At 71.4% G+C, this 20076-nt stretch carries 21 protein-coding genes; 12 read left to right on the top strand and 9 right to left on the bottom strand.

The annotated features are described in order from the left end of the window. The first annotated feature begins 74 nt into the window (after positions 1 to 74). Together AB5J55_RS05245 and mltG are read left to right on the top strand one after the other, a co-directional pair. Positions 75 to 1877: an ABC transporter ATP-binding protein gene (locus tag AB5J55_RS05245; RefSeq protein WP_369269524.1), complete on the top strand. Its 1803-nt coding sequence runs from the start codon at positions 75 to 77 to the stop codon at positions 1875 to 1877. A gap of 43 nt (positions 1878 to 1920) precedes the next feature. After that, complete coding sequence (gene mltG, locus AB5J55_RS05240) at positions 1921 to 2784, top strand: endolytic transglycosylase MltG (RefSeq protein ID WP_369269523.1); 864 nt, start codon at positions 1921 to 1923, stop codon at positions 2782 to 2784. 645 nt (positions 2785 to 3429) lie between these two features. Here mltG and AB5J55_RS05235 read toward each other — a convergent pair. From AB5J55_RS05235 to AB5J55_RS05215, 5 genes are all read right to left on the bottom strand, one after another. Then, positions 3430 to 4515, bottom strand: coding sequence for an NAD(P)-binding domain-containing protein (locus AB5J55_RS05235; protein WP_369269522.1), 1086 nt, complete (start codon positions 4513 to 4515; stop codon positions 3430 to 3432). Positions 4516 to 4740: 225 nt separating this feature from the next. Beyond that, positions 4741 to 5766, bottom strand: coding sequence for an ABC transporter substrate-binding protein (locus AB5J55_RS05230; RefSeq protein WP_369269520.1), 1026 nt, complete (start codon positions 5764 to 5766; stop codon positions 4741 to 4743). Positions 5767 to 5792: 26 nt separating this feature from the next. Next, positions 5793 to 6587 (bottom strand): ABC transporter ATP-binding protein, encoded by a 795-nt coding sequence (locus AB5J55_RS05225; protein ID WP_369269519.1) that lies wholly within the window; start codon positions 6585 to 6587, stop codon positions 5793 to 5795. Continuing rightward, complete coding sequence (locus tag AB5J55_RS05220) at positions 6560 to 7450, bottom strand: ABC transporter permease (protein ID WP_369269518.1); 891 nt, start codon at positions 7448 to 7450, stop codon at positions 6560 to 6562. Before AB5J55_RS05220 ends, AB5J55_RS05225 begins: the two co-directional genes overlap by 28 nt. Positions 7451 to 7592: 142 nt before the next feature. Further along, complete coding sequence (locus AB5J55_RS05215; protein ID WP_349817350.1) at positions 7593 to 7676, bottom strand: putative leader peptide; 84 nt, start codon at positions 7674 to 7676, stop codon at positions 7593 to 7595. A 209-nt stretch (positions 7677 to 7885) separates the two neighbouring features. Between AB5J55_RS05215 and AB5J55_RS05210 the strand changes: the two genes are divergently transcribed. The 3 genes from AB5J55_RS05210 (at position 7886) to AB5J55_RS05200 (ending at position 10294) form a co-directional block, all read left to right on the top strand. After that, positions 7886 to 8308, top strand: coding sequence for a secondary thiamine-phosphate synthase enzyme YjbQ (locus AB5J55_RS05210; protein WP_369269517.1), 423 nt, complete (start codon positions 7886 to 7888; stop codon positions 8306 to 8308). A gap of 113 nt (positions 8309 to 8421) precedes the next feature. Continuing rightward, on the top strand, positions 8422 to 8625 hold the full coding sequence (locus tag AB5J55_RS05205; RefSeq protein WP_079664111.1) for a cold-shock protein: 204 nt from the start codon (positions 8422 to 8424) through the stop codon (positions 8623 to 8625). 187 nt (positions 8626 to 8812) lie between these two features. Next, entirely contained in the window at positions 8813 to 10294 is a 1482-nt protein-coding gene (locus AB5J55_RS05200; RefSeq protein ID WP_369269516.1) for a DEAD/DEAH box helicase, read from the top strand. 96 nt (positions 10295 to 10390) lie between these two features. Here AB5J55_RS05200 and AB5J55_RS05195 read toward each other — a convergent pair whose 3' ends face one another. Further along, positions 10391 to 11578, bottom strand: a complete 1188-nt coding sequence (locus AB5J55_RS05195) for a cytochrome P450 (protein WP_369269515.1) — start codon at positions 11576 to 11578, stop codon at positions 10391 to 10393. 105 nt (positions 11579 to 11683) lie between these two features. Further along, complete coding sequence (locus AB5J55_RS05190; RefSeq protein ID WP_369269514.1) at positions 11684 to 12247, bottom strand: hypothetical protein; 564 nt, start codon at positions 12245 to 12247, stop codon at positions 11684 to 11686. Between the two features lie 346 nt (positions 12248 to 12593). Between AB5J55_RS05190 and AB5J55_RS05185 the strand changes: the two genes are divergently transcribed. Next, on the top strand, positions 12594 to 13826 hold the full coding sequence (locus AB5J55_RS05185) for a PP2C family protein-serine/threonine phosphatase (protein ID WP_369269513.1): 1233 nt from the start codon (positions 12594 to 12596) through the stop codon (positions 13824 to 13826). 12 nt (positions 13827 to 13838) lie between these two features. Here AB5J55_RS05185 and AB5J55_RS05180 read toward each other — a convergent pair whose 3' ends face one another. Continuing rightward, positions 13839 to 13994, bottom strand: coding sequence for a hypothetical protein (locus AB5J55_RS05180; RefSeq protein ID WP_369269512.1), 156 nt, complete (start codon positions 13992 to 13994; stop codon positions 13839 to 13841). 246 nt (positions 13995 to 14240) lie between these two features. Between AB5J55_RS05180 and AB5J55_RS05175 the strand changes: the two genes are divergently transcribed. Then, positions 14241 to 14651, top strand: coding sequence for a hypothetical protein (locus AB5J55_RS05175; RefSeq protein WP_369269511.1), 411 nt, complete (start codon positions 14241 to 14243; stop codon positions 14649 to 14651). Here the strand turns inward: AB5J55_RS05175 and AB5J55_RS05170 are convergent. Beyond that, complete coding sequence (locus tag AB5J55_RS05170) at positions 14620 to 15108, bottom strand: hypothetical protein (RefSeq protein ID WP_369269510.1); 489 nt, start codon at positions 15106 to 15108, stop codon at positions 14620 to 14622. The genes AB5J55_RS05175 and AB5J55_RS05170 overlap by 32 nt on opposite strands. A 214-nt stretch (positions 15109 to 15322) precedes the next feature. Here AB5J55_RS05170 and AB5J55_RS05165 point away from each other — a divergent pair, with 214 nt between their 5' ends. From AB5J55_RS05165 to AB5J55_RS05145, 5 genes are all read left to right on the top strand, one after another. After that, positions 15323 to 15922, top strand: a complete 600-nt coding sequence (locus AB5J55_RS05165; RefSeq protein WP_369269509.1) for a DUF998 domain-containing protein — start codon at positions 15323 to 15325, stop codon at positions 15920 to 15922. 55 nt (positions 15923 to 15977) lie between these two features. After that, positions 15978 to 16703: a DUF1775 domain-containing protein gene (locus AB5J55_RS05160; protein ID WP_369269508.1), complete on the top strand. Its 726-nt coding sequence runs from the start codon at positions 15978 to 15980 to the stop codon at positions 16701 to 16703. A 107-nt stretch (positions 16704 to 16810) separates the two neighbouring features. Beyond that, entirely contained in the window at positions 16811 to 17026 is a 216-nt protein-coding gene (locus AB5J55_RS05155) for a hypothetical protein (RefSeq protein ID WP_369269507.1), read from the top strand. After that, positions 17026 to 19362: a heavy metal translocating P-type ATPase gene (locus AB5J55_RS05150; protein WP_369269506.1), complete on the top strand. Its 2337-nt coding sequence runs from the start codon at positions 17026 to 17028 to the stop codon at positions 19360 to 19362. Before AB5J55_RS05155 ends, AB5J55_RS05150 begins: the two co-directional genes overlap by 1 nt. After that, the gene (locus tag AB5J55_RS05145; RefSeq protein ID WP_369269505.1) at positions 19359 to 19937 is read left to right on the top strand and encodes a copper chaperone PCu(A)C; all 579 of its coding nucleotides are present in this window, start codon (positions 19359 to 19361) and stop codon (positions 19935 to 19937) included. The genes AB5J55_RS05150 and AB5J55_RS05145 overlap by 4 nt, the downstream gene beginning before the upstream one ends. Positions 19938 to 20076: the final 139 nt, after the last annotated feature.

The raw sequence follows: 20076 nt of genomic DNA, 5'->3' as shown, positions 1-20076 counted from the left end.
TACGTTCATTGTGAGCATAGGTAACAATGAGCTAAGCTCCGTCAGTCCGCATCACCACACCTCCGTAGGAGCCCATGCACCCCGAGAACGAACCCACCCGGGCGCCACTCGCCGAGCAGCCGGAACAGCCCCGGCAGGTGCGCCGCATCCTGCAGCTCTTCCGTCCTTACCGCGGCCGCCTGGCCGTGGTGGGCCTCCTGGTCGGTGCGTCGTCGCTGGTCGGCGTCGCCACGCCGTTCCTCCTCAAGGCGATCCTGGACGTCGCCATCCCCCAGGGGCGCACCGGCCTGCTCAGCCTGCTCGCGCTCGGCATGATCCTCAGCGCGGTCCTGACCAGCGTCTTCGGTGTGCTGCAGACCCTCATCTCCACGACGGTCGGCCAGCGCGTCATGCACGACCTGCGCACCGCGGTCTACGGCCGCCTCCAGCGCATGTCCCTCGCCTTCTTCACCCGCACCCGCACCGGCGAGGTCCAGTCCCGCATCGCCAACGACATCGGCGGCATGCAGGCCACCGTCACCTCCACCGCCACCTCCCTGGTCTCCAACCTGACCAGCGTGGTCGCCACGATCGTCGCGATGATCGCCCTCGACTGGCGCCTGACCGTCGTCTCGCTGCTCCTGCTGCCGGCCTTCGTCTGGATCAGCCGCCGCGTCGGAAACGAACGCAAGAAGATCACCACCCAGCGCCAGAAGCAGATGGCCGCGATGGCGGCCACGGTCACCGAGTCGCTCTCGGTCAGCGGCATCCTGCTCGGCCGCACGATGGGCCGCTCCGACTCGCTGACCGACACCTTCACGGACGAGTCCGAACGACTGGTCGACCTAGAGGTGAGGTCGAACATGGCCGGCCGGTGGCGCATGGCTGTCATCACCATCGTCATGGCCGCGATGCCCGCCTTCATCTACTGGACCGCGGGGATGGCCCTCCAGCTCGGCGGCCCGCAGGTCTCGATCGGCACGATCGTCGCCTTCGTCTCGCTCCAGCAGGGCCTGTTCCGTCCGGCGGTCAGCCTGCTGTCCACCGGCGTCCAGATCCAGACCTCGCTCGCGCTCTTCCAGCGCATCTTCGAGTACCTGGACCTGCCCATCGACATCACCGAGCGGGAGAACCCCGCCCGCCTCGACAGCATCAAGGGCGAGGTCCGCTTCGAGAACGTCGAGTTCCGGTACGACGGCAAGAGCGGCCCGATCCTGGAGGGCATCGACCTGACCGTCCCGGCGGGCGGCAGCCTCGCGGTCGTCGGCCCGACCGGCGCCGGGAAGTCGACGTTCGGCCATCTCGTGCCGCGGCTGTACGACGTGACGGGCGGCCGGGTCACCCTCGACGGGGTCGACGTGCGCGACCTCGACTTCGACACCCTCGCACGTGCGGTCGGCGTCGTGTCGCAGGAGACGTACCTCTTCCACGCCTCGGTCGCCGACAACCTGCGCTTCGCCAAGCCGGACGCCACCGACGAGGAACTGCACGAGGCGGCCAAGGCGGCCCAGATCCACGACCACATCGCGGCCCTGCCCGACGGTTACGACACGGTCGTCGGCGAGCGCGGTCATCGCTTCTCCGGCGGTGAGAAGCAGCGCCTGGCCATCGCCCGCACCATCCTGCGCGACCCGCCGGTCCTGATTCTCGACGAGGCGACCAGCGCCCTGGACACCCGCACCGAACATGCCGTCCAGGAGGCCATCGACGCCCTCTCCGCCAACCGCACCACGGTGACCATCGCGCACCGCCTGTCCACCATTCGGGGCGCCGACCAGATCGCGGTACTCGACGCGGGGCGCGTGGTCGAAAAGGGCACCCACGAGGAGCTGCTGGAGCAGGACGGGCGGTATGCGGGGCTGGTCCGCCGAGACGCCCAACTGGAGCCGACGGGGTGACGTTATGCCGGGTTTGTAAGCATGTGAGGGTTACCGTGCCCGCATGCACATGAACACTCCGTCACGGAGCACGATTCGACTGACGCGCCGGGGCCGTATCGCCCTCATTGCCGCCGGCGCCGTCGTGGCCGGCACCGCCGTGGCGGTGCCGCTGCTGAGCGTGGATGAGGAGGAGGCGAAGCCCACCACGCTGGTGATCCCGGAGGGTTGGCGCGCGAGCCAGGTCTATGCCGCCGTCGACAAGGCGCTCACCCTGCCGGCCGGGACCACGAAGAAGTCCCTCGCGAAGCTCGACCTCAAACTGCCGAACGACGCCGACGGCAACCCCGAGGGCTACCTCTTTCCGGCGACGTATCCACTTGAGCGCGACGGGAAGAAGGCCACGCCGGACTCCCTGCTGTCGGCGATGGTCGACACCGCGAACAAGCGTTTCGGCGGCGCCCCGATCGCCGCCGGCGCGCAGCGCCACTCGATGAACGTCTATCAGACGGTCACCATCGCGAGCATCATCCAGGCCGAGGCCGCCACCAAGACCGACATGGGCAAGGTGGCCCGGGTCGTCTACAACCGGCTCGAACGCGGGATGCCGCTGCAGATGGACTCCACCATCAACTACGCGTTGAAACGCTCCACGATCAGGACCACCGAGGCCGACACGCGGATCGAGAGCCCCTACAACACCTACCAGCGCATGGGTCTGCCGCCCACGCCGATCGCCAACCCGGGCGAGGAGGCGATGCGCGCCGCGATCAATCCGGCCGCGGGCGACTGGCTCTACTTCGTCACCGTCAAGCCCGGCGACACCCGCTTCACGGCCGACTACCCGGAACACCAGCGCAACGTGGCGGAGTTCAACGCCCAGCAGCAGAAGAAGAAGAAGAAGGCGAGCCCGAAGCCGACGAACTGAGTCGGCGAGGGTGTGTTGTCGTGCCCGGCGTGGGCGTGCGGCGGGCACGCGTGCGCGGCAGACGTGGACACCGACAGGGCGTCGGCCGGGAGACGGCAGGCCGACGATCGTCCTGCGGGCCAGGGGCGGCGAGCCGACTAGTGCGGCGCGGGGTGGGATGTGAGGTGCGGCTTGGCCGCTCCCGTCTTCAGGGCGACGGCGTGCCCGCCCTGTTCCGGTCGGTGCCTCAGGCGGGGGTGCACTCACCGGAGGGCCGCCCCGGCGGGGCGGCATGCGGTGGACCGGCCCGCCGCACCATCTGGGGCGTTGGCTCGCCCGCCCGGCTCCGTTCGGTGCCTCGGGCGTGCGCACCCCCCTCGGAGGGTTGCCCTGAAAGGGCGTCACGCGATGGGCGGAAGCACCGCTTCGTCAGGGCGACTGCTTTGCCCGCCCGGCTCCCGTCGGCGCCTCGGGTGGGGGCATGGGGTGCTGGAAGGTGGCCCCGACGGGAGGTAGTGCGGTGGACCGGCCCGCCGCATCATCAGGGGCGGATGGTTCGCCAGCCCAACGCCGTTCGGCGCCTCGGGCCGGAGCAGGGCAGGTCTGGCGGAGGGTTTCCCTGGCGGGACGCCGCTCGGCCGACCCTGAGACGCCCGCCCCACCCAGTCACGCCGCCACCGACTCCTCCGCCAGCAACCGCCTGATGTCCCGTACGGCCGCGCGGCCGGCTCGGTTGGCGCCGATTGTGCTGGCGGAGGGGCCGTAGCCGACCAGGTGGATGCGGGGATCGGCGACTGCGCGTGTGCCCTCCACGCGGATGCCACCGCCCGGCTCGCGCAGGCGGAGGGGGGAGAGATGGTCGATGGCGGCCCGGAAACCGGTGGCCCACAAAATGACGTCGGCGTCCACGCGGCGCCCGTCGTTCCACTCCACGCCGTCCGGCGCGATCCGGTCGAACATGGGCTGCCGGTCCAGGGTTCCGTCCGCGAGCCCCTGCCGGATCGCGTCGTTGAGGGGCAGCCCCGTGACCGAGACGACGCTCTTCGGCGGTAGCCCCTGCCGGACCCGCTCCTCGACGAGCGCGACGGCCGCCCGGCCGAACTCCTCGGTGAAGGGACCCTCGCGGAACACGGGCGGGCGCCGTGTGACCCACGTCGTGGCGGCCGCGTACCGGGCGATCTCCAGCAGGTGCTGGGTTCCGGAGGCGCCGCCGCCGACCACGACGACCCGTTGCCCGGCGAACTCCTGCGGCCCGGGGTAGTGGGCGGTGTGCAACTGCCGTCCCCGGAACGTCTCCTGGCCGGGATAGCGCGGCCAGAACGGCCGGTCCCAGGTGCCGGTCGAGTTGATCAGCGCCCGCGTCGACCAGGTCCCCGCCGAGGTCTCGACGAGCAGCCGCCCGTCCGCGCCCTCGCGTACGGCACGCACGTCGACGGGCCGCCGGACGCGCAGGTCGAAGGTCCGCTCGTAGCGGTCGAAGTACTCGGCGATGACCTCGGACGACGGCCGCTCGGGGTCGGCGTCGGTCAGTTCCATACCGGGCAACGCGTGCATCCCGTGGACCTTGCCGTACGTCAACGACGCCCACCGGAACTGCCAGGCACCGCCCGGGCCGGGAGAGTGGTCGAGCACGACGAAGCCGCTGTCCGGCTCGAAGCCGGTGCGCCGCAGGTGATAGGCGCTGGACAGGCCCGCCTGACCAGCGCCTATGACGACCACGTCGACGAAGTTGACCGCCTCGGCATCATTCACGTTTCTACCAACCGCTTCGAGGCCGTGGATCTTCCCGAGGACTCCGTACGGCCCGGACGGCGGTCCCGGACGGTCCCGGCACGGCCCGGAGGCCGGGAGCCGAGAGGTCCATGCCCGCCCGCGACCGGCAGCGGAACCCCGGACGGGACTCCGAGGCCGCATGGCCGATAACGCCGAAACTGCCGATCGACCCGCGCGCCGCCGGAGTGGAGACGTACGGTCAGGTCACGAGCCTTCCGAGGGTCGAGGCGCGGCGGTCGACGGCGGGAGGTCGCCGTTGAACCGGGTGTCGGTGAAGCCGCCGAAGTCGACCTTGTTCGGGATGAGCTTCAGATCGGCGAAGGTGTCGACGATCTCCTGCTCGGAGGCGATGAGCGGCTTGTCGACGGCCACCGCGACCCTGGTGGTGTACGTCCGCTTCACCGCGGCCAGCGCCACGTCCTCGGGCAGCCCGGTGTCCTTCGCCCAGACCTTCGCCCAGTCGTCCTCGTGCGAGTACACCCACTGCTGGGCGCGCCGCAGCCGCTCCAGATAGTCCTTGACGGCCGCGGCCTTCTTCTTGTCCTGCAGCGCGCTCGGCGCCGCCACCTGGAAGGTCAGCCCGTTGGTGATGCCGTCGCCGGTGGTCAGGACACGGCCCTGCTTCGCCTTGAGCACCTGCGAGGTGTACGGGTCCCACACCGCCCACGCGTCGACCTTGCCGGAGGTGAACGCGGCCAGCGCGTCGGCGGGCTGGAGGTACTTGACCTTCACGTCGCTCAGGCTCAGCCCGGCCTTCTTCAGGGAGGCGACCAGCTGGTAGTGGGCGGAGGAACCCTGGGCCACGGCGACGGACCTGCCCTTGAGCTGAGCGGTGCCGGACAGCTTCGAGTCGTTCGGGACGAGGATGGTGTCGCCCTTGGACGTGCCGTGCCAGGCGGCCACCACCTTGATCTTCGAGCCCGCGCCTGCCGCGAAGACCGGCGGCGTGTTCCCGACACCGCCTATGTCGACGGCGCCCGCGTTGACGGCCTCCAGAAGCGGCGGACCGGAGCTGAAGGTGGACCACTTGATCTTGTAGTCGAGGTTCTCCAGCTCTCCGGCGGCGCGCAGGATCGCCTCCGAACCACCCTTCTGGTCACCGACGTTGAGGGTGAGCGAGCCCTGGCCGTCGGTGTCGGTCCCCGTGCCGGCGGACGAGTTCCCGCCGCAGGCCGTGAGCAGGAGCGCGAGGGGGAGGGCAAGCGCGGCGGGGACGAGACGTCGTCGCATGATGGTTCCGTTCTGGGGTGGTTGGTTCAGGCGGCTTCGGCTGCGGTGTCGACGCCGAGCCGCTCCAGGAGTCCGGCGCGCAGTTCCGCGAACCGGGGGTCGGTGATGTCGCGGGGCCGGTCGAGGTCGATGCGCTGTTCGTGCGCGATCACCCCGTCGTCCATCACGAGGACGCGGTCGGCGAGGAGCACGGCCTCCTCCACGTCGTGCGTGACGAGCAGGACCGCGCAGCCGCGCCGCTGCCACAACTCACCTACCAGGCGCTGGGCCTTGATCCGGGTGAGCGCGTCGAGCGCACCGAACGGCTCGTCGAGCAGCAACAGATCCGGCTCGCGAACCAACGCCCGTGCGAGGGAGGCCCGTTGGGCCTCGCCCCCGGAGAGGGTCTTGGGCCAGGCGTCCGTACGGTGGTCCAGGCCGACCTCCTTCAGCGCCTTCTCGGCGACGGCGCGACCGGGCTTGCCCGGCAGGCCGAGCAGCACGTTGCGCCACACCTTCTTCCAGGGCATCAGCCGCGGCGCCTGGAAGGCGACGGCCTTGCGGCGCGGTACCAGGACGGTGCCCTCGATGTCGCGGTCGAGCCCGGCGAGGATGCGCAGCAGCGTGGACTTGCCGCAGCCGCTGCGCCCGAGGAGAGCCACGAATTCGCCCGGCCGGACGTCCAGTTGGAGCCGGTCGATGACGGCACGCCCGTCGAAGGAGCGGGTCAGCCCATCGACGTGCACGGCCCTGGGGGCTTGCGCGGCGGCCTGCACGGCCCGGGTGGTCGGCACGGCCTCGGTGGCCTTGGGGCTCACCGGCCGGTGAACGTCGGTCGCCATTGCAGCAGCAGCCTTTCGAGGGAGCGGACGATGAAGTCGGCGATCAGGCCGAGGAAGGCGTAGACGATCAGGCAGACCACGATCACGTCGGTCCGCAGGAAGTCCCGTGCCTGCACCATGAGGAACCCGATGCCGGAGTCGGCATTGACCTGCTCGGCGAAGACGAGCGCGAGCCAGGCGATGCCGAGCGAGTAGCGCAGGCCGGTCAGGGCGCCCGGCAGCGCGCCGGGCAGTACGACGTGCCGTACGAGCCCCCACCTGGACAGCCCGAGGGACTCCCCGGCCTCGATCAACTGGGAGTCCACGCCGCGGATTCCGGCGTACACATTGAGGTAGAGCGGGAACGTCACGCCGAGCGTGATGATGGCGACCTTCGGCGCCTCGCCGATGCCGAACCAGATGATGAACAGCGGGATGAGCCCGACGAAGGGCACGGTCCGCAGCATCTGCACGGGCGCGTCGACGAGGTCCTCGCCGATCCGGAACAGCCCGGACAACAGGGCGAGTCCGGTGCCGACGACCGTGCCGAGGAGCAGCCCGAGCGCGACGCGCTGCAGTGAGGTGCCCATGGCGGACGGCAGCGAGCCGTCGGCGATCAGATCACCCCCGACCTGCGCGATACGGCCGGGCGAGGCGAGCACGTCCGCAGTCAGCACACCGGTGCTGCTGAGGAGTTGCCAGAGGGCGAGCAGCAGCAGCGGTCCGGTGGTGCGACGCAGCCAGCGAGGCACGCGGGTGCGGCGGGAGGAGGTGGGGACGAGGGGGATGAGGTCGGAGGAGGGGCCTTGAGCGGTGCTGGATGGATCGGCTATATCCGAAATATCGGATTCCAGCGAGTCGGGCGGGGCATGACTGATGCTCATGAATGCTCCACGTGAGGAGAGCGGCAGGTGATGAGACGCGCCGTACTGCGGGCACGCCGCGCCGGATGCCGATCAGGGCATCAGGCGTGCGGGCAGGGGGGTGTGCAGGCGCGGGGGGCGCGGGGGAAGGGAGGAAAGGGCGTCAGCAGCCGCGGCGACACGCGGCGGAGGCCACCCGCAGCAGGTCGATGTGACCGCGCGTGGTGAGCAGGGCTGAACGCAACATGCCGCTGAAATTAGCCAGATGGCGCCGTGACGGTCAACGGCGTCTCGCGAAGTGGACCTCGTGTATCACGGCTCAGTCGTCCCTCGGCCGTCCCTCAGTCGCCCCTCGGCCGTCCCCCAGTCGTCCCTCGGTCGTCCCCCAGTCGTCCCTCGGCCGTCCGGGACGTGTCCTCGCGCTTGAACTCTGGTGGATGGGCGAGGATGGAGAGCATGTCAGACGCCTTCACCACCCGAGTTCTGAACGTCGCCTCCGGCTCCTCGGAGCGGGTCGTGGATGTCACCCGCGAATGCGAGGCCTTCCTGCGGGAGGTGGCCGCGGGCCGCGACGGCCTGCTGAACGTCTTCGTGCCGCACGCCACCGCAGGCATCGCGATCATCGAGACGGGCGCCGGCAGCGACGACGACCTCCTGACCGCCCTGCACACCCTGCTCCCCGCCGACGACCGCTGGCAGCACCGCCACGGCAGTCCCGGCCACGGCCGCGACCACGTCCTCCCGGCCATCGTCCCGCCGCATGCGACGCTGCCGGTGCTGAACGGGCGGCTGGAGCTCGGGACGTGGCAGTCGGTGTGCCTTGTGGACACCAACCGGGACAACCCTGACCGGCAGGTGCGACTGAGCTTCCTCGGTTAGGTGCCCGGCAAGGGCCGCCGAGGGATTCCAGAGGTGCGATTGGCTTTCCTCGAGTAATGCCGGATGCGCGTACCGTGCTAAACTTGACGATAGTTGCAGTTGGGAGAAAAGACATGGCTACCGGCACCGTCAAGTGGTTCAATTCGGAAAAGGGCTTCGGCTTCATCGAGCAGGACGGCGGCGGCCCGGACGTCTTCGCCCACTACTCGAACATCGCCGCCCAGGGGTTCCGTGAGCTCCAGGAGGGCCAGAAGGTGAACTTCGACGTCACGCAGGGCCAGAAGGGTCCGCAGGCGGAGAACATCACTCCTGCCTGACGTCGAAACGTGTGAGAGGGCTGAGGCCACGCCTTGCGGTGCGGCCTCAGCTTAATTTTTCCGGCATCCGCCGGAATTCTTTTTTGATTCTTTTTCTTTGGATTTGCATTCGGCTCGCTCTTGCAATTTATCCGGCTCATTCCTGTCGGGAATTTCTCGGTGCGTGCCCTTTTCAGAAAGGTCCTCCTTGAGCCGTTCAGCCAGCACGAACGATGGTTTCCGGCCACGGGGGCAGCGCCGCCCCGGCGGCAGTACAGGCGGCACCGGGCGCCGTTCCGCCACGCCGCAGGGGGAGTTCGCGCTGCCGGCCACCGTCACCCCGGCCCTCCCCGCCGCAGCGACGTTCGGCGAACTGGACATGCCCGTCGAGCTGCTGGAGATGCTCAGCAGCCGCGGCCTGAACGAGCCGTTCCCGATCCAGGCCACCACGCTGCCGAACTCCCTCGCAGGGCGCGATGTGCTGGGTCGCGCGCGCACCGGGTCGGGCAAGACGCTCGCCTTCGGCCTGGCGCTCCTCGTGCGCACGGCCGGCCGGCGTGCCGAGTCGCGGAAGCCGCTGGCCCTGATCCTCGCCCCCACGCGCGAGCTTGCCCAGCAGGTCACCGATGAGCTCGCCCCGTACGCCCGGTTGCTGAAGCTGCGGCTGGCCACGGTGGTCGGCGGCATGTCGATCGGCAGGCAGGCCGGCGCACTGCGTGCCGGGGCCGAGGTGGTCGTCGCGACTCCTGGCCGCCTCGCGGATCTCATCGAGCGCAAGGACTGCCGCCTGGACCGAGTGAGCATCACCGTTCTGGACGAGGCCGACCAGATGGCGGACATGGGTTTCATGCCGCAGGTCACCGCACTGCTGGACCAGGTACGTCCCGACGGCCAGCGCATGCTGTTCTCGGCGACGCTGGACCGCAACATCGACCTTCTGGTCCGTCGTTACCTCCACGACCCGGTGGTCCACTCGGTCGACCCGTCGGCCGGCGCGGTCACCACTATGGAACACCACGTGCTCCAGGTGCACGGTGCCGACAAGTACGCCACCGCCACCGAGATCGCGGCCCGCGACGGGCGCGTGATCATGTTCCTGGACACCAAGCATGCCGTCGACCAGTTCACCAGGCACCTGCTGAGCAGCGGCGTAAGGGCCGCGGCCCTGCACGGCGGCAAGTCGCAGCCCCAGCGCACCCGCACCCTGGCACAGTTCAAGACCGGAGATGTCACGACGCTGGTGGCCACCAACGTCGCGGCCCGGGGCATTCACGTCGACGACCTCGATCTCGTCGTCAACGTCGATCCGCCCGGCGACCACAAGGACTACCTGCACCGCGGTGGCCGAACCGCCCGCGCCGGCGAGTCCGGCAGGGTCGTCACGCTGGTTCTGCCCAACCAGCGCCGTGACATGGCCCGCCTCATGTCCGACGCGGGTATCAGGCCGCAGATCACGCAGGTCCGCTCCGGCGAGGCCGAGCTGAGCCGCATCACCGGCGCCCAGGCTCCCTCCGATGTCCCCGTCGCCGGCAGCGGGCCGGTCGCGGAGCGCCCGAAGCGCGGCGGTGCCCCCTTCCGCGGTATGGGAACCCGCCCCGGGCGGGCGGGCGGTGGCGAGTCCCGCCGGTCCGCCGAGGCCCGCCAGATTGCCGAAGCCCGCAAGGCCGCCCGGGTCCGTCGCGGCGCATAGGTGAGCAACTGCTCCTCGTGCCATCGCAAGCCCTGATCGCCACGTGGGCAAACGGAGTGACCGCGCGTAGGCAAAACGGAGTGACCGCGCGCCGAGTCAGCGCTGCGCGGGCACCTCCCAGCGGACGCGCAGCGCCGGGGGCTTCCGGAAGACCAGGCCCTTGGGCGCGGGGGACGACGCAGGGTCGAGCCGCAGGCCGGGGAGGCGGTCGAGGAGGGCGAGGAGGCAGGCGCGGGTCTCCAGGCGGGCGAGGTGGGCGCCCAGACAGAAGTGCGGGCCGTGCGCGAAGGCCAGCTGCAGGCGGGAGTTGTCCCTCCGCAAGTCGAAACGGTCGGGGTCCTGGAAGACCTCAGGGTCGCGGTTCGCGCCTGCGAGCGAGACGACCACCAGATCACCGCGCCGCACGTCGGCCCCGCCGATCGTCACGTCGGCGGTGGCGTAGCGGTCCACGACCGCCGCCGCGGGTTCCAGGCGGAGCGATTCCTCGATCGCCGCGTCGGCCAGGTCCGGATCGGCACGCACCAGCGCGAGTTGATCAGGGTGTGCCAGCAAGTGCAGTACGACGTTGGCGATCATGCCCTCGGTCGTCTCGATACCGCCGAACATCAGCACCGCGGCGTTGGCGACCACCTCCGGCAGCGTCAGGCGCTCGCTCTCGGCCGCCGCGACCAGCAGCGACGTACCGCTTCCTGCCACGACCGTCGCCTCGACGCTTCCGCGCAGCTGGTCGAACGCCACCGCCCCCGCGGGGTTGGCCGACACCCCGGCGGTGATGTCGGAGACCGCGCTCACGATGGCGTCGTACCAGGACAGCACCGCCTCGGCGTCCGCGTCGACCAAGCCCAGCGACTCGGCGACGACGGCGACGGCCAAGGGCCCGGCCACCTCCCGGCGCAGTTCGGCGCTGCCACGCGGCCTGATCCTCTCCACCAGCCGGGCGGCTTCCTGCTCCACGAACCCGGTGAACCGGTCATGCACATCCTGCGTGCGGAACGGGTCGGTGAAGGGGGCGCGGTGCCGTTTGTGCTCGGCGCCCTCCAGGGAGAGCATGCTCGGACCGACCACCTGGGCGGTGGAGAAGCGGGGGTCGTCGACCGTGAAGGTCGCGGCGTCGCGCATCACGCGCAGTGCGAGATCACGCCGGGTCACCAGCCAGCCGCCCAGCACGGGAACCCACGAAACCGGCTCGTGGGCGCGCAGCAGGGCCAGCCGGGGGTGGGGGTGGTCCTCCAGCTCCGTGAGCGTGGTTGCGGAGCCGAGCGGAAACCGGCGCGCTGTCACCATTGGAGCTGCCCTCCGTTCCCGTTCCCGGAATTCCGGCCTGCCCGGAGCCCACTCAGAGACTATGCGTCCCCGGTGGCGAGTTCGGGACTGCCCCATGGGCCCCACTCACGCGCGCAGGCGGGCCCCCGACGCGCGCTGGCGCACCAGCTGCGGCCCGTTGTCCTCCCCGGTGTCCGGTGCGGTGTCGCCGTGTGCGGAGGCGGGCGTACAGAGCCCCTGTCTGCGGGACAGCTCGGCCGCGCAGCGCTGCAGGGCCACCTCCAGGATCTCCGGCATGTTCAGGGTGCCGGTGCCGTCCGGTGGGACGAGCCAGCGCAGCGAGCCCCAGCGGCAGTGCGGAGCGGGAGCGGTGATCCAGGTGCCCGCGCCGAGGAGGCGCACGCCGGTGCCGATCCAGACGGTCTGCGGCTCCGGGGGCAGCAGGAAGCCCACATGACGTCGTCGGGTGTCCAGCAGGCAGGGCCCGCGGTCGAGCAGTGGCAGCTCGTCCAGGAGGTCGGCGACGCGCAGCCCGAGGTCCTCCGGCACGATCAGCACATCCCAGAACCGTCCGGCGGCCAGGAGCGTGACGCCGGTGCTGCCGTTCTGCCACTCCTGTTTGCAGGCGCCGGGGTCCTCCGATGCCGCGGCCAGCCACTCCATTGACCTCGTCCACTCCGTGAGTGCCATGTAAAGCCTCCTTGAGGTGCGCAGACGACCGAGAGGTGGAGGCCTCAGTGCACCGGGTGCCCGGGGTCCCGGCCATACGCCGGGGGCTCAATTCCCCGTATGGGGCGAGCGCCCGCGCATCAAACAGGCAGATATATGCGGAGCGTGCGCCCCTGCGTCCGCCAGTCGCCGCCAGTCGCCGCCGGTCACCACCCGTACGCCGCCCGTGCCCCCGTTACGCAGGGCGAATCCCTGTTGGGCGGGTGGTGAGCGCTCGGCAACCTGTGCGTCACCTGTGCCGGTTTGTCACTCTTTTAGAGTGTTTGGTGTGGTGCGCTGGTTCCAGACATTTCACAGACCCGCGACGGTGGAGCCCGTCGCGTCCCCCGGCGTACCCGAGCAGGACCTCGGCATACCGTCCCGGCTGACCGAGCTGCGCACGGCTGTGGAGCGGATCGGCACCACGCTGGAAGAGGACGTCACGTACGCCGAGCTGACCCGGGAGGCGGCCGCGCAGGCGGGCGGCACGGCCGCGGTCCTGCGGCGCGGGAGCGAGGCCGGTGCGGGGTACGCGGCCGTCCACGGAGACCCGGCGGTGCTGCCCGACATCCGGTGGGCCATGGCCGCGGCCAGGGAGGCGGCACGGGACGCGACCGGCCCGGGTGACGGCACGGCGGCATCCCTGTCGTCGTCCGACGGTGCCCGCCCCGTGCTCTTGGTCCCCCTGGTCACCGACGGGGTCCGTCACGGCGTGCTGGTCTGCGCCCGCGACCGGACACCGTTCACCCGGTCAGAGGCGGAGTTCCTCGCCCTCCTCACCGAACGCGCCGCCTCCCACATCCGGCACGCCCGGGAGCACGAGCGGGTCAAGGGCATCGTCGGCAAGCTCCAGCGGGCCCTGCTCGCCGAACCCGGCCGACCGCACCCGAACCTGGACGTCGCCATCCGGTACATGCCGGTCGGGCAGAGCACCCTGGTCGGCGGGGACTGGTGCGAGACCGTCCGCCTGCACTTCGGCCGGACGCTGCTCGTCGTCGGCGACGTCATGGGGCACGGCCTGGAGGCGGCCGTGGACATGACCGCCTATCGCTCCGCCCTGCGCTACATCGCCTCCGCCGACCTGCCGCCGCACCGCGTGCTGCGCCAGCTCGACGACATCGCCTCCGCGGAGCCGGAGCGCCGGCCGGCCACGTGTCTGATCGCGCGCCTCGACCCCAACCGGGGTCAGGTGACCCTGGCCAGCGCCGGCCACCTGCCGCCGGCCGTGATCGACGGGGAGGGGCGTACCTCACTGCTGCCGGTGCCGGTCGGCCCGCCCCTGGGCACGGGCCTCGGCGGTTACGAGCCGGCCACCTACAAACTCTCCCCGGCCCACACCCTGCTGCTGTTCACCGACGGACTCGTCGAGCATCGCGGCGAGGACATCGACCACTCCCTGGACCGGCTGGCCGGCGTCGGCTTCGGGTCCGCCGTCGGTGTCGAGGACGTCCTCGACACCGTGCTCGCCCGCCTCGACGCGGCGAACGCCGAGGACGACGTCGCCGTACTCGCCGCCCAGCTGCACGAGCGCTCCCCGCTCCCCGGCGAGGCGCAGGCCTGAGCCGTCCCGCCCTCACCAGTCGTCGCCGTCGTACTGGGCGCCCGAGACGTACGGGTCATGCCGTCGCCCCGCCGATCCGGACGCCTGTGCCGTCGGCGGCAGCCCCGCCTCGTGCAGTGCGGCGCACCAGGGGCAGTCGGAGGTGTCATCGCTGTCGTTCCGGTCCATGCAAGCGGCTCCTGTCTCGATCGAGGGGAACGGTGTCCGGCGCTCGCGGTGGGTCTCGGGCGGCGGACGGTAGGGGATGGGGGACGGTAGGGGATGGTGGCGGACTGCCGGGGGCGGCGCCGGACGGTGCGGGGGCGGCGCATTCGCGAAGCCATGGCTCCATCCGGGGGATGTGCCCTCACTCGACTGGGTGGTAGAGGGCGCGCGAGGCGTACCACCGGCGCACGCCTCGGCGTTGGCCCCGGCATGGACAGCACTGAGGCGGCGCGGCGTTTCCTCGGAGGCGACGCCGCACCCGTGTCGTACGCCGTACCGGCCACCGGCGTCCGGGGCCAGCCGTCGATCTACGCGGCGCTGGTCGCGGAGTGGCAGGCCAACGGTCGAGCCGTGCCCCGGCGCAATGCCCCACGGTGGGACTCCCTGGCCACGGCCTATGGCCAGGAGCAGGCCGTCACCTCCTGGACGGTGGGCCGGTTCACCGGCCTGGCCCGAGCAGCCGGCGCGGAACCGGCTGGGGAGCGGCACGTCGACGTCGAGGCGGCCGACCGCGTACCGGCCGTCGTCGTTCCCCGGGGCCTGCCCGGACCGGTGGGGCTGTGGGAGTGGAGCGGGAGCAACGGGCGCGTCAGCGTGGCCGCCCCGCGTATGGACGACTGACGCGCGCCGGGCCGCCGCCTGCCCGGCCGGCCTCGCGCAGCGCCGGCCCCACGGCCTCGGGGTCGTGGAGCGCGCCGGTCCCATCGGGTGGCAGCAGCCATTCCAGGCGCCATCCGGCCCGCAGATACGGCGGCGGTACGGCGACCCATGACCCTTTGCCGACATGGCGCACGCCCGGCCCGACCCACTCGGCTGCCGGATCGGGCGGGAGGAAGAAGCCGACCCTGCGCGCCCCGCAGTTCACCAGGACGGGGCCGGACGCCCGGGGCTGCGCCCGTCTGAGCAGATCAAGGGCGCTCAGTCCGAGGTGTTCGGGGACGCTCAGCACGTCCCAGAGCCGCCCTGCCTCCAGCAGCACCGCATCCGCACCGTCGTCCCACTGCTGCTTGCACGCCCGAGGATCCGCGGCTGCCGCGGCCAGCCACTCGACGGCCTGCTTCCCCATGGTGCGCTGCATGTCTGTTCAACCCCCAGCACTCGCCGACCCTGCCGACCCGGGCAGGGCCCTTCATGCTGGTGGATATTTCTATGCGCCGGAAGGGGTGGCGCGGGCTGGCGTTTGCGGTCGTTTAGTTCGAAAGTCGCAGGTCAGTTCGCTTCCAGGCCGTCATGGTGCTCGTCCTCTGCGTGTGCGCGGCGAGCGAACCGTGAGGGAGTTTTACGGTGGCCTGATGCGACTTGTCCCGAGATGGGCTCTGTTGTCGTCGGGGTGTGCCCCCGTCGTGCTGATCGCGGGCTGGACGATCGCGGCGCTGCTCGAAGGGCCCCGCTACGACCCCGCCACCCAGACCATCAGCGTCCTGGCGGCCCACGGCTCCGCGGGGTTCTGGGTGATGACCGGAGCCCTGGCCGCCCTGGGCGTCTGCCATTTCGTCACCGCCTGGGGACTGCGGCCGGCCGCGCTGCCCGGGCGGGTTGCGCTGGGCGCCGGTGGCCTGGCGGCGGTGGTGGTGGCGATGATCCCGCCGCCGAGCAGTGGGGGATCACTGCGCCACGGTGCCGCCGTAGGGGTCGGCTTCGCCCTCCTTGCGCTGTGGCCCGTACTGGCCGCCGATCACCGCATCGCCGGACCGTGGGCCCTGCGGCCCGGACCCGCCCTCACAGCGACCGCACTGATGCTCGTCAGCGCGGCCTGGTTCATGATCGAGATGTTTCAGGACGGTCCCGCGGGCGTCGCCGAACGCCTTGTGACGGCCATTCAGTCCCTGTGGCCCTTCGTGGTCGTCGCCTCCTGCCTCCGTCACCCTCCGGACGAGGGCCCCTCGCGCTGAGCCGTCCCCTGCGCTTGAATGCAGCGACCACATCACCGGTACGAGGGAGTCGCACGTGCCCCGCCCCACCCTGCTGACCCGCCGCCTGCGTCGCACCGGCGCCCTGACCGCGGTCGCGTTCGCGGTCGCCGTAGCCTTCGCGGGACCGGCCGCGGCGCATACCGAGGTGGAGGCGGAGGGTGCCCGGGCGCTCGACCAGAACGTCGCCCTGACCTTCACCGCGGAGTCGGAGTCCGCCTCCGCCGGGATCAGCAAGCTCGAGGTGATCCTTCCCGAGGGCATCGCCCCGGCCGACATCACCTTCAAGGAAGGTCCAAAGGGCTGGAAGTTCGCCCCCACCAGCCGGGGCTACACCGTTTCCGGGGCCACACTCGGGGTCCGCGAGGACGCGGAGTACGTCGTCACCGTACGGCAGTTGCCCGATGCCAAGTCGTTGGTCTTCAAGACCCTGCAGAGCTACAGCGACGGCCAGGTGGACCGCTGGATCGAGCTGGAGGAGGAGAGCGGCGGCGACGGCCACGGGCACGGCCACCCCGCGCCCCGCCTGGATCTGAAGGCCGCCGCACCCGGCGCGAAGGTCGTCAGCCCCGCACCCAGTGAGGAGCCGACGACGTCCACGCCCTCGACCGCACCGTCGACCCCGTCGGCGCAGGCCGCGGCCCACGACACGGAAGGCGACGACGGCATGCCGGTGGCCCTGCCGATCGGTATCGGCGCGGCCGTCGTCCTGCTGGGTGCCGGGGCGTGGTGGTTGAGGAGCCGTCGCGGCGGAGCTTCCTGAGCCGGCGGCTGCCGAGACATCCGTATGACGTGAACCACCGGAGGGCCGGGAACTCCCTGCCCTCCGAACCCGACTCCTGAAGCGGAACGCACCTCAGGAGGCCGGTGATGAAAGAACCACGCAAGCTTGTGCCACCGCCCGCCCTCTGCGGGTTTCTGCTGCTGCTCGCTCTGATCTTCACGGCGTCGTACGCCGTCGGAGCCGCCACCGGGCCGGTCGCGCCCGGCATGCACCGCCCCGGGACGAGTGGCAACGGCGGCGGCACGGACTCCGGGGACATGGACATGGGAGACATGGACATGCGGCACGGGAGCGGCGGCTGATGACCACCGAACCGGCACCCCCGATGACCACCACGGACCTCACCGTCGGCGGGATGACCTGCGCGGCCTGCGTGCGACGGGTGGAGAAGAAACTCGCCAAGCTGGACGGCGTGACCGCCACGGTCAATCTGGCCACCGGGCGCGCCCGCGTGAGCCATCCGCCGGACGTCCGCCCCGAGGAACTCGTGGCGACCGTCGAACAGGCCGGATACACGGCCGCGTTGCCCGAACCGCCAAGCAACCGGGAGCGTCGCGACGAAGAGGGGCGGCGGGGCGAGCAGGAGCCCGATAGGTCCGAGGATGTCGGGCAGGAGCGTGATCGGCTGCTGGTCACCGCGCTGCTCGCCGTGCCGGTGCTCGTACTGTCTATGGTGCCCGCCTGGCAGTTCCGCAACTGGCAGTGGCTGTGCTTCGTCCTGTCCGCGCCGGTCGCCGTGTGGAGCGCCTGGCCCTTCCACGTGCGGGCACTGCGCGGCCTGCGGCACTCGACGGCCACCATGGACACGCTGGTGTCCCTGGGAGTCGTGGCGTCCTTCTCCTGGTCGGCGTACGCCCTGTTCCTCGGTGGTGCGGGCGAGCCGGGGATGCGGATGCCGTTCAGCCTGCTGCCCTCCGCCTCGGACGGCGTCGCGCACGTGTACCTCGAAGCGGCCGTCGGCGTTCCACTGTTCGTGCTGGCCGGCCGGTTCCTGGAGGCGCGGGCGCGCCACGGCACCGGCGCGGCGTTGCGCTCACTCGCCCGGCTCGCCGCCAAGGAAGTGTCGGTACGCGAGGACGACGGCGCCGAACGCCTCGTCGCCATCGAGGAGTTGGCGCTCGGGCAGGTCTTCGTCGTACGTCCCGGCGAGCGGGTCGCCACCGACGGGGAGGTGGTGGAGGGCAACTCCGCCGTGGACCTGTCGCTCGTCACCGGGGAGAGCGAGCCCGTCGAGGTCGGGCCCGGCTCGACGGTGGTGGGCGGCGCCGTCAACGCGGGCGGTCTGCTGCTGGTCCGGGCCATGGCTGTGGGCGCGGACACTCAACTCGCCCGCATCACACGGCTGGTGACCGAGGCGCAGGCCGGCAAGGCCCGGGCGCAGCGACTGGCTGACGCCGTGGCCGGGGTGTTCGTGCCCATGGTGCTGGCGCTGGCCGCCACCGTGCTCGGGTTCTGGCTCGGCGCCGGGGCCGAGCCGCAGGCGGCGATCACCGCGTGCGTGGCCGTCCTGGTCGTGGCCTGCCCCTGTGCGCTGGGCCTGGCGACCCCGACCGCGCTGATGGCTGCCACCGGACGCGGCGCGCAGCTCGGTGTCCTGGTCCGGGGCCCGCAGGCCCTGGAGGGGCTCCAGCACATCGACACCGTCGTCCTCGACAAGACCGGCACGCTCACCTGCGGGCACATGAGCGTCACCCGCGTCACGAACGTGCCCGACGGGCTCGGCAAGGAAGCCGTGCTGCGGCTGGCCGGGGCGGTGGAGCAGGGCTCGGAACACCCACTGGGCCGCGCGATCGTCGCGTACGCGCGCAGGACCCTGCAGGGGCCGTTGCCCGAGGTGAGCGACTTCCGTGCGGAGGCGGGCCGGGGCGTGCGCGGCCGGGTCGAGGGCCGGTTGGTCGAAGTCCTCGCGCCGGACGACGAGATGCCGGCGGCACTGGCCGAGGCGCTCCCGGCGGCGGAGGCAGCCGCGCACACGCCCGTCTTCGTCCGCGTCGACGGGGCGACGGTGGCGCTGATCGAGATCGGGGACGTCGTACGACCGGGCAGCTACCGCGCCGTGGACCGGCTGCGGCGGCTCGGCGTGCACCCGGTCCTCGCCACCGGCGACCGCGAGGCACCGGCCAGGGCGGTCGCGTCCGCCCTCGGCATCGAGGAGGTGCACGCGCGCCGCACACCCGAGGACAAGGCAGACCTCGTACGGGAGTTGAGGGCACAGGGCCGCCGGGTGGCGGTCGTCGGCGACGGCGTCAACGACGCCGCGGCGCTGGCCGGTGCCGACCTCGGCATCGCGATGGGCACGGGCACGGACGTCGCGATCGGGGCCGCCGACGTGACTCTGGTGCGCGGCGACATCGAGGCCCTCGGGGACGCGGTCCGGCTCGCCCGGCGCACCCTGGGCACGATCCGCGCCAACCTGCTGTGGGCCTTCGGGTACAACCTGGTGACCGTGCCGCTCGCCATGGTGGGCCTGCTCAACCCGATGGTCGCCGCGGTGGCCATGTCGGTGAGCTCACTGCTCGTGGTGGGCAACAGCCTGCGGCTACGGGCCTGGCAGCCGGTGTCGACGCCGGCCCGGGCCGGTGCGCAGGGCGGAGACCGGGACCGCAAGCCCGTCAGCACTGGAGGTCGTACCCGATGAGCGTGCCCACGGCCCGACGAACGGCCGAGCCGACGACCGAGCCGCCGACCGGGCGAGCGACCGACTCCCGCGCCTGGCGGCCGACCCGTCGCCGGATCACCGACGGCCTGCTCGCCGCGCTCGCTCCCGTCGCAGCGTGCGGTGTCGCCCTGGCCGGCCTGACCACCTGGGTGGGCTCCGGCAACGCGGGCAGCCCGGCGCGGATCGCGGTCACCGACGGGCGGGTCTTCCTGCCGTACGGCGACGTCCCGGACACCGCCGCGTTCTTCCGGATCACCAACTCCGGGGGCGCGGACGACCGGCTGCTTAAGGTGACGTCGTCCGCCGTCGACGGTGACCTGGCGCTCAGCCGGCACCGCATGACCAGCGGTCGGATGGCGTATGCGCAGACGGTCGACTCGGCCCGGGTGCCGGCCGGGGGTGGCCTCGCCATGTCGCCGTACGGCCTGGACGTGACGCTGCGAGCCGACTCGGGGTGGCAGACGGGCATCTACGTGCCGTTCACGCTCCACTTCGAGCATGGCGGGCGGATCGAGGTGCAGGCGGTGGTGATCCGCCCAGGCGGGCAGCAGTGAGGGCAGCTCCACAACTCCGGACGCTCCCAGAGCCCCGCACTTCCAACTGTCGGTCGGAGAGCGCGCCCAGTTCCCTCTTCGTGACGTGTCCTGTATCACTCTTCTGGGCTTGAGTGCGGCATGGGGGTGTTGTGCGTAC

The organism is Streptomyces sp. R11, from assembly GCF_041051905.1.
Taxonomy (GTDB): domain Bacteria; phylum Actinomycetota; class Actinomycetes; order Streptomycetales; family Streptomycetaceae; genus Streptomyces.
Note: the sequence above shows the minus strand (reverse complement) of the source record. Positions and strands in the feature narration are given on the sequence as shown.

What these genes read in the sequence shown, in the direction of transcription:
- AB5J55_RS05190 (WP_369269514.1), bottom strand. Translation starts at nt 12,247, where the DNA reads ATGGCACTCACGGAGTGGACGAGGTCAATGGAGTGGCTGGCCGCGGCA.
- AB5J55_RS05220 (WP_369269518.1), bottom strand. Translation starts at nt 7,450, where the DNA reads ATGAGCATCAGTCATGCCCCGCCCGACTCGCTGGAATCCGATATTTCG.
- mltG (WP_369269523.1), top strand. Translation starts at nt 1,921, where the DNA reads ATGCACATGAACACTCCGTCACGGAGCACGATTCGACTGACGCGCCGG.
- AB5J55_RS05215 (WP_349817350.1), bottom strand. Translation starts at nt 7,676, where the DNA reads ATGTTGCGTTCAGCCCTGCTCACCACGCGCGGTCACATCGACCTGCTG.
- AB5J55_RS05225 (WP_369269519.1), bottom strand. Translation starts at nt 6,587, where the DNA reads ATGGCGACCGACGTTCACCGGCCGGTGAGCCCCAAGGCCACCGAGGCC.
- AB5J55_RS05150 (WP_369269506.1), top strand. Translation starts at nt 17,026, where the DNA reads ATGACCACCGAACCGGCACCCCCGATGACCACCACGGACCTCACCGTC.
- AB5J55_RS05170 (WP_369269510.1), bottom strand. Translation starts at nt 15,108, where the DNA reads ATGCAGCGCACCATGGGGAAGCAGGCCGTCGAGTGGCTGGCCGCGGCA.
- AB5J55_RS05205 (WP_079664111.1), top strand. Translation starts at nt 8,422, where the DNA reads ATGGCTACCGGCACCGTCAAGTGGTTCAATTCGGAAAAGGGCTTCGGC.
- AB5J55_RS05210 (WP_369269517.1), top strand. Translation starts at nt 7,886, where the DNA reads ATGTCAGACGCCTTCACCACCCGAGTTCTGAACGTCGCCTCCGGCTCC.
- AB5J55_RS05180 (WP_369269512.1), bottom strand. Translation starts at nt 13,994, where the DNA reads ATGGACCGGAACGACAGCGATGACACCTCCGACTGCCCCTGGTGCGCC.
- AB5J55_RS05165 (WP_369269509.1), top strand. Translation starts at nt 15,323, where the DNA reads ATGCGACTTGTCCCGAGATGGGCTCTGTTGTCGTCGGGGTGTGCCCCC.
- AB5J55_RS05230 (WP_369269520.1), bottom strand. Translation starts at nt 5,766, where the DNA reads ATGCGACGACGTCTCGTCCCCGCCGCGCTTGCCCTCCCCCTCGCGCTC.
- AB5J55_RS05245 (WP_369269524.1), top strand. Translation starts at nt 75, where the DNA reads ATGCACCCCGAGAACGAACCCACCCGGGCGCCACTCGCCGAGCAGCCG.
- AB5J55_RS05155 (WP_369269507.1), top strand. Translation starts at nt 16,811, where the DNA reads ATGAAAGAACCACGCAAGCTTGTGCCACCGCCCGCCCTCTGCGGGTTT.
- AB5J55_RS05195 (WP_369269515.1), bottom strand. Translation starts at nt 11,578, where the DNA reads ATGGTGACAGCGCGCCGGTTTCCGCTCGGCTCCGCAACCACGCTCACG.
- AB5J55_RS05175 (WP_369269511.1), top strand. Translation starts at nt 14,241, where the DNA reads ATGGACAGCACTGAGGCGGCGCGGCGTTTCCTCGGAGGCGACGCCGCA.
- AB5J55_RS05145 (WP_369269505.1), top strand. Translation starts at nt 19,359, where the DNA reads ATGAGCGTGCCCACGGCCCGACGAACGGCCGAGCCGACGACCGAGCCG.